The organism is Pseudomonas alloputida (genome assembly GCF_021283545.2).
In the GTDB taxonomy this organism is placed as follows: domain Bacteria; phylum Pseudomonadota; class Gammaproteobacteria; order Pseudomonadales; family Pseudomonadaceae; genus Aquipseudomonas; species Aquipseudomonas alloputida.
This window is the reverse complement of sequence record NZ_CP128540.1, coordinates 4,843,367-4,856,697: the sequence shown is the minus strand read 5'-3', so window position 1 is coordinate 4,856,697 and position 13,331 is coordinate 4,843,367. Positions and strand designations below refer to the sequence as shown.

The 13,331-nt window shown below is 62.1% G+C and carries 14 protein-coding genes; 6 read left to right on the top strand and 8 right to left on the bottom strand.

Translation table 11 applies throughout. The features are described 5' to 3' along the window. Positions 1–124: 124 nt before the first annotated feature. From LU682_RS22505 to minC, 4 genes are all read right to left on the bottom strand, one after another. Entirely contained in the window at positions 125–760 is a 636-nt protein-coding gene (locus LU682_RS22505; RefSeq protein WP_019436776.1) for an RluA family pseudouridine synthase, read from the bottom strand. Positions 761–910: 150 nt separating this feature from the next. Beyond that, positions 911–1,165, bottom strand: a complete 255-nt coding sequence (minE, locus tag LU682_RS22500; RefSeq protein ID WP_003252572.1) for a cell division topological specificity factor MinE — start codon at positions 1,163–1,165, stop codon at positions 911–913. A 3-nt stretch (positions 1,166–1,168) separates the two neighbouring features. After that, a complete protein-coding gene (minD, locus tag LU682_RS22495) occupies positions 1,169–1,981 on the bottom strand; it encodes a septum site-determining protein MinD (RefSeq protein ID WP_003252574.1) in 813 nt (270 codons plus the stop codon). 109 nt (positions 1,982–2,090) lie between these two features. Next, positions 2,091–2,852 carry a septum site-determining protein MinC gene (gene minC, locus LU682_RS22490; protein ID WP_049587255.1) on the bottom strand — a complete coding sequence of 254 codons (762 nt, stop codon included), beginning with the start codon at positions 2,850–2,852 and terminating at the stop codon, positions 2,091–2,093. Between the two features lie 111 nt (positions 2,853–2,963). Between minC and LU682_RS22485 the strand changes: the two genes are divergently transcribed. Both LU682_RS22485 and LU682_RS22480 read left to right on the top strand, forming a co-directional pair. Beyond that, on the top strand, positions 2,964–3,899 hold the full coding sequence (locus tag LU682_RS22485) for a lipid A biosynthesis lauroyl acyltransferase (RefSeq protein ID WP_010952779.1): 936 nt from the start codon (positions 2,964–2,966) through the stop codon (positions 3,897–3,899). A 27-nt stretch (positions 3,900–3,926) separates the two neighbouring features. Beyond that, positions 3,927–5,075, top strand: a complete 1,149-nt coding sequence (locus LU682_RS22480) for a patatin-like phospholipase family protein (RefSeq protein WP_010952780.1) — start codon at positions 3,927–3,929, stop codon at positions 5,073–5,075. 89 nt (positions 5,076–5,164) lie between these two features. Here LU682_RS22480 and LU682_RS22475 read toward each other — a convergent pair whose 3' ends face one another. Then, positions 5,165–5,911, bottom strand: coding sequence for an MlaA family lipoprotein (locus tag LU682_RS22475; protein WP_010952781.1), 747 nt, complete (start codon positions 5,909–5,911; stop codon positions 5,165–5,167). 73 nt (positions 5,912–5,984) lie between these two features. After that, entirely contained in the window at positions 5,985–7,283 is a 1,299-nt protein-coding gene (locus LU682_RS22470) for a serine/threonine protein kinase (RefSeq protein ID WP_232857210.1), read from the bottom strand. 190 nt (positions 7,284–7,473) lie between these two features. Between LU682_RS22470 and LU682_RS22465 the strand changes: the two genes are divergently transcribed. After that, positions 7,474–7,839 (top strand): hypothetical protein, encoded by a 366-nt coding sequence (locus tag LU682_RS22465; protein ID WP_014592050.1) that lies wholly within the window; start codon positions 7,474–7,476, stop codon positions 7,837–7,839. Positions 7,840–7,926: 87 nt separating this feature from the next. Here LU682_RS22465 and LU682_RS22460 read toward each other — a convergent pair whose 3' ends face one another. Next, on the bottom strand, positions 7,927–9,492 hold the full coding sequence (locus tag LU682_RS22460; protein WP_049587257.1) for a glycoside hydrolase family 17 protein: 1,566 nt from the start codon (positions 9,490–9,492) through the stop codon (positions 7,927–7,929). Between the two features lie 197 nt (positions 9,493–9,689). Here LU682_RS22460 and LU682_RS22455 point away from each other — a divergent pair, with 197 nt between their 5' ends. From LU682_RS22455 to LU682_RS22445, 3 genes are all read left to right on the top strand, one after another. Then, positions 9,690–10,550, top strand: coding sequence for a glycine betaine ABC transporter substrate-binding protein (locus LU682_RS22455; protein ID WP_003252589.1), 861 nt, complete (start codon positions 9,690–9,692; stop codon positions 10,548–10,550). 204 nt (positions 10,551–10,754) lie between these two features. Further along, a complete protein-coding gene (locus LU682_RS22450) occupies positions 10,755–11,066 on the top strand; it encodes a DUF485 domain-containing protein (RefSeq protein ID WP_010952786.1) in 312 nt (103 codons plus the stop codon). Then, positions 11,063–12,727: a cation acetate symporter gene (locus tag LU682_RS22445; protein WP_010952787.1), complete on the top strand. Its 1,665-nt coding sequence runs from the start codon at positions 11,063–11,065 to the stop codon at positions 12,725–12,727. Before LU682_RS22450 ends, LU682_RS22445 begins: the two co-directional genes overlap by 4 nt. A 261-nt stretch (positions 12,728–12,988) precedes the next feature. On the opposite strand, the gene LU682_RS22440 is transcribed toward LU682_RS22445, so the two are convergent. Further along, on the bottom strand, positions 12,989–13,141 hold the full coding sequence (locus LU682_RS22440) for a DUF3309 family protein (protein WP_003252624.1): 153 nt from the start codon (positions 13,139–13,141) through the stop codon (positions 12,989–12,991). Between the last annotated feature and the right edge of the window lie 190 nt (positions 13,142–13,331).

Sequence of the window (13,331 nt, the reverse complement as noted above, 5' to 3'; positions counted from 1 at the left end):
CAATTTGTGTCTGCATCTTCGCAGCTAACCCCCGCTACCACAGGTATTGCACAGCCCCTGAGCGCAGTGCGGCCCTTGCAGGAGCGGCTTTAGCCGCGAAGAGGCCGGTACAGGCCCCGCAAAATCAGAACGGCGCAGGGCACTCGAACTTCAACCGCTGCCCGGACACCGGGTGGGTAAAGCTCAGCATCGAGGCATGCAGGCACAGCCGCTCATGGGCCGCCAGGGCTTGCGGGTTGGCGTACAGGCGATCACCCAGCAGCGGGTGCCCGATCGACAGCATGTGCACGCGCAGCTGGTGCGAACGCCCGGTAATCGGCGTCAGCTCCACCCGACAGTGATCGCCGCAGCGTTCCACGATACGCCAGAAGGTCAGGGCGTGCTTGCCCTGCTCGTGGTCCACCACATGCCGTGGTTTGGTCGGTGGGTCGTAGCGCAGTGGCAGGTCGATGCTGCCGCTGTCCAGCGCCGGCTGGCCCCAGCACAGTGCGGTGTAGGCTTTTTCGGTTTCACGGTCGTGGAACTGGCGCGACAGCTCGCGGTGGCTGTCGGCATCGCGGGCCAGCAGGATGATGCCGGAGGTTTCCCAGTCCAGACGGTGCACGATCAGCGCATCGGGGTAGCCGTTTTCCTGCAGACGGGTGATCAGGCAGTCCTTGTTGTCCTCGGCACGGCCAGGTACCGACAGCAGCAGGGTCGGTTTGTTGATCACCAGGATGGCGGCGTCTTCGAAGAGGATCTGGACATTCGACAGCGGCATTGCAGGTCTCACGAAAATAGCAGTAAACGCTGGGGCCGCTTTGCGGCCCTTCGCGGGCAAGCCCGCTCCTACAAAGGATATGCGTCCCCTGTAGGAGCGGGCTTGCCCGCGAAGGGCTGCAAGGCAGCCCCAAATTGTCGACTACGCGGATCAGCGATCCGGCAGGGTGATGTTCAGCTCCAGAATCGAGCAGCTGCCCTGGTTTTCCAGCTCGATATGCACATCATCGTTGCCGATGTTCACATATTTGCGGATCACTTCCAGCAGTTCTTTCTGCAGCGCGGGCAGGTAGTCCGGTTCGCTGCGTTGGCCGCGCTCGTGCGCCACGATGATCTGTAGACGCTCTTTCGCTACCGACGCGCTGGTCTGTTTCTGTCTGCCACGAAAGAAGTCAAAAAGGTTCATGGTTTATTTGCTCCCGAAAATGCGCTCGAAGAATCCCTTCTTCTGTACATCGATGAAGCGCATCGGCTTCTCTTTGCCCAGCAGGCGGTCGACCGCATCACTGTAGGCCTGGCCGGCATCGCTCTGGTCATCGAGAATGACCGGGATACCTTGGTTGGACGCCTTGAGGACGGCCTGCGATTCCGGGATCACACCCTTGAGCTTGATCGACAGGATTTCTTCCACGTCGGCCACGCTCAGCATTTCGCCTTTGACGACGCGCTCAGGGTGGTAGCGGGTGATCAGCAAATGCTCCTTGATCGGCTCTTCACCGTTTTCGGAGCGGCGCGACTTGCTCGACAGAATGCCCAGCATGCGGTCGGAGTCACGTACCGACGAAACTTCCGGGTTGGTCACCACGATGGCTTCGTCAGCGAAGTACATGGCCAGGTGAGCACCTTTTTCGATACCGGCCGGCGAGTCGCAGATGACGTACTCGAAGTCCTTCTTCAGGTCCATCAGTACCTTTTCCACGCCTTCCTGGGTCAGCGCGTCCTTGTCACGGGTCTGGCTGGCGGCCAGCACGTACAGGTTCTCGAGGCGCTTGTCCTTGATCAGGGCCTGTTGCAGGTTGGCTTCGCCGTTGACCACGTTGACGAAGTCGTACACCACGCGGCGTTCGCAGCCCATGATCAGGTCGAGGTTACGCAGGCCCACGTCGAAGTCGACAATGACGGTCTTGTGGCCGCGCAGTGCGAGGCCGGTACCAATGGCGGCGCTGGTAGTGGTCTTGCCCACACCCCCCTTGCCGGAAGTAACCACGAGAATCTTGGCCAAGGTGTTTCACCCCTAAAAATAGTCGGGACACTTGTCCCTGCAAAAAACTGAAATAGCTAAATAAAGGCAACGGTAAAAAAGTTGCTCTAAAAATGCTGGCAAGTATCCGTTAAAGACGGGTGATGTTCAACACGTCACCAGACAGGCTGACTTGCACGCTGGTCCCCCACAGCGGATCCCGGCGCAGGTCTTCGCAGACTTTGTACTGGCCGGCGATCGAGACCATTTCGGCGGTCATCTGCTGGCAGAAGATACGCGCCTTGGTGTTGCCTTTGATGCCGGCCAGGGCGCGCCCGCGCATGGCGCCGTACACATGGATGTTGCCATCGGCCAGAAGTTCCGCACCTGGGCTGACCGAAGCCGTCACAACCAGATCACCTCCCTGAGCATAGATCTGTTGGCCACCGCGTACTGGCGAAGTAATGATGCGGGTCGGGCGCACCTCGGGTTCGGGGGGCGGTGGTGGCGCCGGGGCCGGTTCGGGCTTTTTGACCACCTCGGGCTCGGGCTCCAGCGGCCGTTCGCGGGCCCCCGAGGGCGGCAGCACCGGCAGGTCGATGGCGATGGCGGCGGCGATGTCCTCGATGCGGTTGGCGCGGATGGCCAGGGTACGCAGGCCGTGGTGTCGGCAGATCCGCATCAAGCCGGGCAGGTCGATTGCCCCTTCGTCGGCCGGCAGCTTGTCCAGCGCCAGCACCAGCGGTGTATTGCTGAAGAAGTTCGGGGCCTGGGCGACTTTGGCCGCCAACTGGCGGTCGAGGGCTTCAAGGTCATTGCGCGCCAGTTCCAGTACCGTAATGGCGAGCATGCTGCCCTTGAGCTGGAACACGGAGGCGGTGTCGGGTGTGTGGTTTGGGCTCATGGTCTGCATAGACGGCTTGTTGCGAAAAAAGTGCCCTGACTTATAACGAGAACACCGGTTGCCCGCAACATGCACTGATCCGTTGTAGAATGCGCGGCCTTTGTCTTTCCGGATGCTTCAATGGAACGCCCGCGTTTTCGTCCCTATTTCCTTCACCCCAAGTTCTGGGGCCTGTGGCTGGGCCTGGGCCTGCTGTGGTTGGTGGTCCAGTTGCCGTACCGGGTGCTGCTGAAGATCGGTGCCGCGCTGGGCGCCGTCATGTATCGCTTTGCCGGTGAACGTCGGCGCATCGCCGCGCGCAACCTGGAGCTGTGCTTCCCGGAGCTGTCGGTCGACGAACGGCAGCGTTTGCTCAAGGCCAACTTCGCCTCTACCGGCATCGCCTTCTTCGAAATGGCCATGAGCTGGTGGTGGCCCAAGGCCAGGCTGGCGCGCCTGGCCCATATCGAGGGCCTTGAGCACCTGCAGGCCGCCCAGCAGGCGGGGCAGGGCGCGATCCTCATGGCGGTGCACTTCACTACCCTGGAAATCGGCGCCGCGCTGCTCGGCCAGCAGCACACCATCGACGGCATGTACCGCGAACACGGCAATGCACTGTTCGACTTCATCCAGCGCAGCGGCCGCGAGCGTCACAACCTTGATTCGCTGGCGGTGGAGCGCGAGGACGTGCGTGGCATGCTCAAGCTGCTGCGTTCGGGCCGGGCGATCTGGTACGCACCGGACCAGGACTACGGCGCCAAGCAGAGCATCTTCGTACCGTTGTTTGGCATCCCCGCGGCGACGGTGACCGCTACCACCAAGTTCGCCCGGTTGGGGAAGGCGCAGGTGATTCCGTTCACCCAAAAGCGGCTGGAGGATGGCAGCGGCTATCGGCTGGTCATCCACCCGCCGCTGACGGATTTCCCCGGGGAAAGCGAAGAGGCCGATTGCCTGCGCATCAACCAATGGGTCGAGAGCGTGTTGCGCGAGTGCCCCGAGCAGTACCTGTGGGCGCACCGCCGGTTCAAGTCGCGGCCCGAGGGTTCGCCGCGGCTGTATGACAAGAAGAAGCGCTGAAAACACATCTACCCCAGGAAGGACGCCATGGCACCACCCCCGGTAACCGGTCTCATCCTGTCTGGCGGCGGCGCCCGCGCCGCCTACCAGGTCGGTGTGCTGGCGGGCATCGCCGAGTTGCTGCCCGCCGGCGCGGACAACCCTTTTCCGGTCATCGTCGGCACCTCCGCCGGGGCCATCAACGCCGTCACCCTGGCCAGTGGTGCGGTGCACTTCAATGACGCCGTGCAGCGGCTCACTGCCTTCTGGCAGAATTTCCGCAGCCATCTGGTCATCCGCAGCGACTGGCCCGGGGTCGTGCGCCAGGCCAGCCGTTTCGTTGGCCACAGCCTGCTGGGGCTGGGTGGCCAGGCCCCCGTGGCGTTGCTCGACAGCAGCCCGTTGCGCAGCCTGCTGCAAACGCACCTGAACCTGGATGGCATCGGCCACGCCTTGGCCGCCGAGCAACTGCGCGCCGTGGCGGTGACCGCCTTTGGCTACGAGTCTGGTCAGGCGGTGACCTTCTACCAGGGCCGCGGCACCATCGAGGCCTGGCTGCGCCACCGGCGTATCGGCGTACCCGCACCGTTGACCATCGACCACCTGCTGGCCAGTGCGGCGATCCCGCTGCTGTTCGCCCCGGTGCAACTGGGCGGCGAGTATTACGGCGACGGTGCAGTGCGCCAGTCGGCGCCGATCAGCCCGGCCTTGCACCTGGGCGCCAGCCGGGTGCTGGTGGTCGGGGTCAGCGGAAACCCGCAGCGGCCAGCGCCACCTGTACCGCCCCAGCGTGTGTTCAGCGGGCAGCAGCCGAGCCTGGCGCAGATCGGCGGGCACATGCTCAACAGTACGTTCATTGACAGCCTGGAAGGCGATATCGAACTGCTGCAGCGCCTCAACCACTTGAGCGGGCTGTTGCCGGCGCACCTGGATGCCCGGCGCCTGGGGCTGGCACCGATCGACGTGCTGGTGGTGGCGCCCAGCCAGCCGCTGGATGAGATTGCCGCTCGGCACCGGCGCGAGTTGCCGGCGGCGTTGCGCCTGTTTTTACGTGGGCCGGGGGCAACGCGCACCAGCGGGGCGGGGGTGTTGAGCTATTTGCTGTTTGAGGCCAGCTATTGCAGTGAACTGATCGAGTTGGGGCGCAAGGATGCCTTGGCCAAGAAGCGCGAGCTTTGCGAATTCCTGGGGATTTGAGGTTGCCTTTGCGGGCCCTTTCGCGGGTGAACCCGCTCCTGCGAGGGATTGTGTAATGCCTGTGCAGGAGCGAAAGGGCCGCAGCAGGCTTACTCGGCTATCTGCAACTTGCGCGCCTGGGTATACACATACCGCACCTTTTCATACTCGAACGGCGAATTCAGCTGGCCATAGCGGAATTTGGTCGTATAGCGCTTGTCCACCACACGCAGGGCGAAGATTTCCGGGTGATCGGTGCTGGCTTCGGCCACGTTCAGGTAGTTGACCGCCTGCTCTCCCGCATAGTCCACCACCAGCCCGGTGGTATCGCGCAGGTTCGATGGGCCTAGCACCGGCAGCATCAGGTACGGCCCATCCGGCACGCCATAGAAGCCCAGGGTCTGGCCAAAGTCCTCGCTCTGGCGCGGCAGGCCCATGCTGGTCGCCGGGTCCCACAGCCCACCCACGCCGATGATCGTGTTGAACATCAGTCGCGCGGTGATTTCTGCCGAGCGCTTGGCTTTGAGCTGCAACACGCTGTTGAACAGGTTCGGCACATCGCCAAGGTTGTTGAAGAAGTTGCTCACCCCCGTGCGCACGAAGCTTGGGGTGACATACTGATAGCCATTCACCAGCGGCAGCAGCACCCATTGGTCCAATCGGTAGTTGAAGTGGTAGATGCGCCGGTTGATCGACTCCAGCGGGTCGTACACGTTCAGCGCCTGCAGGGTTGAGCGCTCGAACTCGCGCTGGTCCAGCCCCGGGTTGAATTTCAGCTCACGCAGCGGGTCGAGGAAGCCATCGGCTTCGGGCACCAGTGGCGCGGTGCCGATCACCTGCGGGTCGGCCTCGACCACACTGGCTCGGGGTGCGGTTTCGGCGGCCAGGGTGTGGCCAGCGGCAAGCAGGGCAGTGGCGAAGAGGAGTTTGTTAACCACGGAAGAACTCCAGCATGGCGTCACTGTTGACGCGGTAGTTGAGGTTGCCGCAATGGCCGCCATGGGGGTAGAGGGTCAGCCGTTCGCCGAACACCTTGCGCAGGAAGCCAATGTCGCCCGGGCCGAGAATGACGTCGTCGGCGTTGTGCATCACGGCGATCTTGTCACTGCTGCGCAGGTAGTCTTCCAGGGCATACAGGCTGACCTGGTTGACCAACTGCAGGATGCTGTTGCCGTCGGTGCGGGCGCGCCACATCGGAATTACCTGTTCGGTCATGTAGCAGTCGAAGTCGCACTGCAGGGCGCGCTTGAAGAACGGCGTGAGGCTGCTGCCTTCGGTGATCGGGAACTTCGGCGGAATGATCAGGCCGCGGCGGTTGATCAGGTCGGAAGTGAAGGCGATGTCCGCTGCCGAGAAGCGGAACGAAGTGCCGATCAGCATGGCCATCTGTTCGTTGGACAGGTGCTGGCGCGACTGCTGGAAGTCGTACAGCAGGGCGTCGTTCAGGTCGATGTAGCCCTTGTCCTGGAAGTAACGGGTGAGTTTTTCCAGCATCAGCTCGTAGAACGTGGTGCTGCGGTCGATGCCCTTGACCTGGGTCTGCACCAGCTTGTCGAGGTTGTTGATCGAGGTGTAGAGGTTGACCGGTGGGTTGAGCAGCAGCACACGCTTGAAGTTGAAGCTGCGGCGGGTTTCGTCCAGGTGGCTGACGAAGGCGGCGTCCAGCGCACCCAGGCTGTAACCGGTGAGGTAGAAATCACTGACCGGCAGGCGTGGATGATGGGCGCGCACGGCCTGCATCACCCGGTACATGTCTTCGGCGTCTTCCTGGCTGATGCCGGGGGTAGCAAAGCGCGAGGCCGCACTCATGAAGTCATAGCTGGTGGGCGATGACAGTTGCACCACGTGGAAGCCGGCCTGGTAGAACAGCTTTTTCAGGTATTCATTGATGCTGCTGCTGTAGGGCGCGCCGGTGCCGGCGATGATGAAGATCAGCGGCGCTTCGTGATCCTGGCGGGCCAGGCGGTACTTGAGCTTCTTCACTGCCCAGAAGTTGTCGGGCAACGTGAACTCGCGCTCCGGGCGCAAGTTCAGGCTGTAGTCGGACTGAGTGATTTCATCGTCGCTGGGCAGCTCAGGGCGCTTGTCCGGCGGCGTGGTGGCGATGGTGGCCTCGAACGGGTTGGTAAGAGGGTAGCCATAGCTGGCAGCGTCGATATCCCGCGCTGAAGCGGCCACAGCCATGAGCAAGCTGCCGAGCAGGGCAGCGAGGCGCAAAGATCGAAGCATGTAATCCCCCAAAAGAACGCAAGGTCGAGCAGTGTGCAGGCTAGGACCACAACCAGGCGGGCAAAGTTGCCCGCTGCGGTGGCATTTGGCGTACTTGCTATCTGCAACATAGCTGCCGGGGTGTGATTTTGCCTTAGAAACGGGCATAAGCGATCATGGATGCTTTCGATTACCGCTATTGGAGAACAGGATGTCTCGTTCGCTGCCGACGGCGCTGTTGCTGCTGTTCCTGGGGGGTTGGCTCGCGGCCAGTTATGGCGTGCGTTACGGCCTGATGGAGGACGGCCAGTGGGTAGGGCTGTGCGCAGTGCCGACCGCCTATTGGCAGTGCGAGGTGCGTTCGCTGCTGGGGTTGGGCATTCACCATCAAGTCATGGCCTGGGGCGGATTGGGCCTTGCGCTACTGGCCCAGTTCGTTTCCGCGCGTGCCGGCTGGTGGCTGGCAGTGTTGGCACTGGTGTTCGCGGTGCCGGCGCTGGTGCTGTACACCGCCAGCATTGCGGTGTTTGCGCTGGTGCTGGCGGGGTTGCGCCTGGTCAGGCAACCCCCATTGTAAGCAGCTGCGGGATCGCGCCAGCTTTCAGAAATTGAGCAAGACAGTTGCTCCCACAAGGTCCGCGCCGGGCTCAAGGGATATGCAGTATCAAGCCTGGCGCATCCGCAGGCTTCGCCACAATGCCGCTGTCATCAGCACACTCACCACCGCCCAGCCCCAGGCCTGCTGGTTCTCCAGCCCTTCCACGAACAACTGCGGCGCCACCCCGGCGCCGACGATGAACGCCAGCAACGCCACCTCCGCCCGTCGCGCCCGCACCGGCCACAGCACATAAACCAGCGCCGGCAACGCCAGCGCCGCGCTGGGGAAGCTGCGGTAGCGTGGGTCGAACACCATTGCCAGCATGCTCACCGCCGCAGCGAAGCCCGCCGCCAGCAACAGCCAGCCGGCTCGCACCTGCAGCCAGGCGAACAAGCGTTCACGCCAGCCGGCCCGCCGCGCCAGCGCCAACAACGCATGGGCCAGTACCAGCAGGTTCAGCCCGGCCAGCATCAGTGCCCACAGCCATTCCCCGGCAAAGCGCGCATGGGTGCGCATCAACTCGCCCCACAGGCCCAGGCAAGCGGCGCCAAACGCTGCCAGCAGTGGCAGCAGCACGGCGGCCATCGGTGTAGCGGGGCGCCCGGCCAGCACCAGCATGATCACCGTCAGCACGGCGCTGGCCAGCAACCACTGCGGCCAGTCATGCAGGTTGCTCACGGGCCCTTCGAGCACGCCTTTGTCCTGTCGGTCCGCGTCGTATAGCCCCCAGTAACCACCCACCGCGCCCTCATTGGCGCGTTTCCAGGGCTGATCGAAGGCTTCGATCAGGTTGTAGTGCCAGCCATTGCGCTCGGCCATGGCCACGAAGCCACGGATGAAGCGCGCCTCATTGACCCGGCTGGGCACCGCCGTTTCGCGTTGGCGGCCTTCGCTGGGCCAGCCGGTTTCGCCAATCAGTATGTCCTTGGGCGCGAAGCGTGTGCCGAACACCCGGCGCACATCGGCAACGTGGGCCAAAGCATCGTCGATGCCACGCGGGTCGTCCTCCCAGTAGGGCAGAAGATGGATGGTCAGGAAGTCCACTACCGGGGCCACCTGCGGGTGCTGCAGCCAGAATTCCCAGACATCGGCGTAGGTCACGGGCACCTTGACCTGGCGCTTCACCCGTGCGATCAATTTGGCCAGGTGGGCACCGGTCACCTCCTTGCGCAACAGTGTCTCATTGCCGACGATCACGGCGCTGACCACGTCAGGGTTGGCGTTGGCAGCAGCGATCAGCAGGTTGATTTCCTTCTCGGTGTCGGCCGGGTGGGCGTTCACCCAGGCGCCCAGCATCACCTTCAGCCCATGCTTGCGTGCCAGCGCCGGGATTGCCTCAAGACCGCTCATGGAATAGGTACGGATGCACTGAAACCGCTCGGCCAGTAACGCCAGGTCGGCGTCCATCCGCGCTGGGCGCAGGCGAAACGGCTGGTCGTAAGGCGACTGGTCTTTGTCGAACGGCGTGTACGAAGCGCATTGCAGCTTGTGTGCAGGGCTGGCCGCATCGGGCAGGTGCACAGGCTTGCCCAGCCCGTACCAGAGCCCCCCCAGCCCGACCAGGGCCAGCAGGCAGGCTAGCAGGTACAACGGCAATAACAGGCGGCTACAACTGGGCATGTGGCGGTCCATCGTCTGGCACAAAAGGTTAGATAGTAGCCCGGCGCCAAACCTTTGGCATGCAAGGATCGCGCAGGCCGAGGTAGGCCGATGGCGCTAATGGCATAGTGCTGTCGCATATGGGGCGGGTGCAGGTCGCAGCTGGATCAGGTCGTCTTGTGTTGCAGGAAGATGATGCAATCTCCAAGACCTGACGAGGGGATGCTTTGATGGCAACTTTGAAGAAAATGCGACGTTTCCTGGGCGTGGGCACCGCCCTGGTAATGGCCATGAGCGCTGCACAGGCTATGGCCAAAGAAGTAAGCATTGGTTACGTGGATGGTTGGGCCGACAGCGTGGCGACCACCAACGTGGCTGCCGAAGTAATCAAGCAAAAACTCGGCTATGACGTGAAGTTGCAGGCCGTGGCCACGGGAATCATGTGGCAGGGTGTGGCAACGGGCAAGCTCGATGCCATGTTGTCGGCCTGGTTGCCGGTGACTCACGGTGAGTACTGGGCCAAGAACAAGGACAACGTGGTCGACTACGGCCCGAACTTCAAGGACGCCAAGATCGGCCTGATCGTCCCCGAGTACGTCAAGGCAGTGAGCATTGCCGACCTCAAGACCGATAACAGCTTCAAGGACAGGATTGTTGGCATCGACGCAGGCTCCGGTGTGATGCTCAAGACCGACCAGGCGATCAAGGACTATGGCCTGACCAGTTACAAGTTGCAGGCCAGCTCGGGTGCGGCGATGACTGCGGAACTGGGCCGTGCCTATGCCAAGCAGCAGTCGATTGCGGTGACCGGCTGGGTTCCGCACTGGATGTTCGCCAAGTGGAAGCTGAAGTTCCTCGAAGACCCGAAAGGCGTATATGGCGCGGCAGAAACCGTGAACAGCATCGGCAGCAAGGAACTGGCCACCAAGGCACCGGAAGTGGCGGAGTTCCTGAAGAAGTTCAACTGGCAGTCCAAGGACGAGATTGGCGAGGTGATGCTGGCGATCCAGGAAGGGGCCAAGCCTGAAGCGGCCGCCAAGGACTGGGTCGCCAAGCACCCTGATCGTGTGAAGGAGTGGACTGGCAAGTAAAAGCCTTCCAGGGCCAATGTTGTTTCTTCGCGGGTAAACCCGCTCCTACGGGTGCGGGTTTACCCGCGAACGGGTCATCACTTTGTTACGCAATCGGTAAAACACCGTTGCATCTAAGACTAAGGTCGTCTGGTTGGCGTCCATCGGCAGCATAAAGTAAGGGTGTGGGTTCCATCCCGTATCTGTGCTGCTAGGACAAAAACAATGAACGACAGCATTTACCTCTCGATACAAAACAGCCCCCGTTTCAAGGAGCTGGTCACCAAACGCGAACGGTTCGCCTGGATTCTCTCGGCGATCATGCTCGGCCTGTACTGCGCCTTCATCCTCCTGATCGCCTACGGTCCTCATGTGCTGGGCGCCAAGCTCAGTCCTGAGTCATCGATTACCTGGGGCATTCCCCTGGGCGTCGGCCTGATCGTTTCGGCATTCGTCCTGACCGCCATCTACGTGCGCCGCGCCAACGGCGAATTCGATGAGCTGAACAAGGAAATCCTGAAGGAGGCGCAACAATGATTCGCCAAGTCAAAGCCCTGGCCGTATTGGCCTGCGGAGCCTTCGCACCCGCCGTGTGGGCCGCCGATGCCCTGACCGGCGAGGTGCAGAAACAACCGCTGAACGTTTCCGCCATCGCCATGTTCGTGGCCTTCGTCGCCTTCACCCTCGGCATCACCTATTGGGCCTCCAAACGCAACAAGTCGGCATCGGACTACTACGCTGCCGGGGGCAAGATCACCGGCTTCCAGAACGGCCTGGCGATTGCTGGCGACTACATGTCGGCCGCCTCGTTCCTGGGTATTTCCGCGCTGGTGTTCACCTCGGGTTACGACGGCCTGATCTACTCGATCGGCTTCCTGGTTGGCTGGCCGATCATTCTTTTCCTGATTGCCGAACGCTTGCGCAACCTGGGCAAGTACACCTTCGCCGACGTGGCCTCGTACCGCCTCGGGCAAAAGGAAATCCGCACCCTGTCGGCCTCCGGTTCGCTGGTGGTGGTGGCGTTCTACCTGATCGCGCAGATGGTCGGCGCCGGCAAGCTGATCGAGCTGCTGTTCGGCCTGGACTACCATGTGGCGGTGATCCTGGTGGGTATCCTGATGTGCCTGTACGTGCTGTTCGGCGGCATGCTGGCCACCACCTGGGTACAGATCATCAAGGCTGTGCTGCTGCTGTCCGGTGCCAGTTTCATGGCGCTGATGGTCATGAAGCACGTAGGCTTTGACTTCAACACGCTGTTCTCCGAAGCGATCAAGGTACACGCCAAGGGCGAGGCGATCATGAGCCCCGGCGGCCTGGTCAAGGACCCGATCTCGGCATTCTCCCTGGGCCTGGCACTGATGTTCGGTACTGCCGGCCTGCCGCACATCCTGATGCGCTTCTTCACCGTCAGTGACGCCAAGGAAGCGCGCAAGAGCGTGCTGTACGCCACCGGCTTCATCGGCTACTTCTACATCCTCACCTTCATCATTGGCTTTGGCGCGATCCTGCTGGTCAGCACCAACCCGGAATTCAAGGACGCCGCAGGCGCTCTGCTGGGCGGCAACAACATGGCCGCGGTGCACCTGGCCAATGCGGTGGGGGGCAGTGTGTTCCTCGGCTTCATCTCGGCGGTGGCCTTTGCCACCATCCTGGCGGTGGTGGCTGGCCTGACCCTGGCCGGTGCCTCGGCAGTGTCCCACGACCTGTACGCCAGCGTCTGGCGCAAGGGCAAAGCCAACGACAAGGACGAGATCCGCGTATCGAAGATCACCACTGTCGCCCTGGGTGTACTGGCGATCGGCCTGGGGATTCTGTTCGAGAAGCAGAACATCGCCTTCATGGTCGGCCTGGCGTTCTCCATTGCGGCCAGCTGCAACTTCCCGGTACTGCTGCTTTCGATGTACTGGAAGAAGCTGACCACCCGCGGCGCCATGATCGGCGGCTGGCTGGGCCTGGTGAGTGCGGTGACGCTGATGATCCTTGGCCCGACCATCTGGGTACAGATTCTCGGCCACGAGAAACCCATCTACCCGTACGAGTACCCGGCGCTGTTCTCGATGGCCATTGCCTTCGTCAGCATCTGGTTCTTCTCGGTCACCGACAAGTCCAAGGCGGCTGAGGATGAGCGCGCGCTGTTCTTCCCGCAGTTCGTGCGTTCGCAGACTGGCCTGGGTGCCAGCGGGGCGGTCTCGCACTAACATCAATCCCCTGCATTGAAAACGCCCCGCTTGTCGGGGCGTTTTTTATTTCATGCAGTCGGCGATGGCCTCCAGACAGGTTGGTGCTCTGCCCATGCTCCCCTCATGTCGTGAGCGCCTTCATGGAGGACGGCACATTTGGGGGCTGGTCAATGAAGCCATACTGTTTAATCACCTTCGCTATCCAGGATGGCAACCGGGTATTGCGACCCGCTTGCCATTCACCTCACGTGGCTTTTTGAAGTGGCTATCCGCAGCGCGTCATATCATCCCAAGCAACAGTAATACCAACAGAATCACCAACACCACGCCGATTATGCCGGAAGGGCCATAGCCCCAGCTGCGCGAGTGGGGGAAGACCGGTAAGCCACCGATCAGCAGCAGAATCAGGATGATGATAAGGATCGTGGTCATGTCAAAGTCCTTGCGTGATTAGGGGGCAAGAGCCTGAGATTGCTGGCCTCTCGATAATTCGGACCGGTGCGGGTTGGTAAAGATTCCATCCCCGTGCAGCCGTCTACCCAATCATGCCCGCCCATTCACTGCCCTGATGAATCCTCCCGGATGGCGACGCCTTGATTAGACTCACCGGACTCCCTGTCAA

What these genes read in the sequence shown, in the direction of transcription:
- LU682_RS22450 (WP_010952786.1), top strand. Translation starts at nt 10,755, where the DNA reads ATGAACGACAGCATTTACCTCTCGATACAAAACAGCCCCCGTTTCAAG.
- LU682_RS22505 (WP_019436776.1), bottom strand. Translation starts at nt 760, where the DNA reads ATGCCGCTGTCGAATGTCCAGATCCTCTTCGAAGACGCCGCCATCCTG.
- minC (WP_049587255.1), bottom strand. Translation starts at nt 2,852, where the DNA reads ATGCAGACCATGAGCCCAAACCACACACCCGACACCGCCTCCGTGTTC.
- LU682_RS22470 (WP_232857210.1), bottom strand. Translation starts at nt 7,283, where the DNA reads ATGCTTCGATCTTTGCGCCTCGCTGCCCTGCTCGGCAGCTTGCTCATG.
- LU682_RS22440 (WP_003252624.1), bottom strand. Translation starts at nt 13,141, where the DNA reads ATGACCACGATCCTTATCATCATCCTGATTCTGCTGCTGATCGGTGGC.
- LU682_RS22465 (WP_014592050.1), top strand. Translation starts at nt 7,474, where the DNA reads ATGTCTCGTTCGCTGCCGACGGCGCTGTTGCTGCTGTTCCTGGGGGGT.
- LU682_RS22480 (WP_010952780.1), top strand. Translation starts at nt 3,927, where the DNA reads ATGGCACCACCCCCGGTAACCGGTCTCATCCTGTCTGGCGGCGGCGCC.
- LU682_RS22445 (WP_010952787.1), top strand. Translation starts at nt 11,063, where the DNA reads ATGATTCGCCAAGTCAAAGCCCTGGCCGTATTGGCCTGCGGAGCCTTC.
- LU682_RS22485 (WP_010952779.1), top strand. Translation starts at nt 2,964, where the DNA reads ATGGAACGCCCGCGTTTTCGTCCCTATTTCCTTCACCCCAAGTTCTGG.
- minE (WP_003252572.1), bottom strand. Translation starts at nt 1,165, where the DNA reads ATGAACCTTTTTGACTTCTTTCGTGGCAGACAGAAACAGACCAGCGCG.
- LU682_RS22455 (WP_003252589.1), top strand. Translation starts at nt 9,690, where the DNA reads ATGGCAACTTTGAAGAAAATGCGACGTTTCCTGGGCGTGGGCACCGCC.
- LU682_RS22460 (WP_049587257.1), bottom strand. Translation starts at nt 9,492, where the DNA reads ATGGACCGCCACATGCCCAGTTGTAGCCGCCTGTTATTGCCGTTGTAC.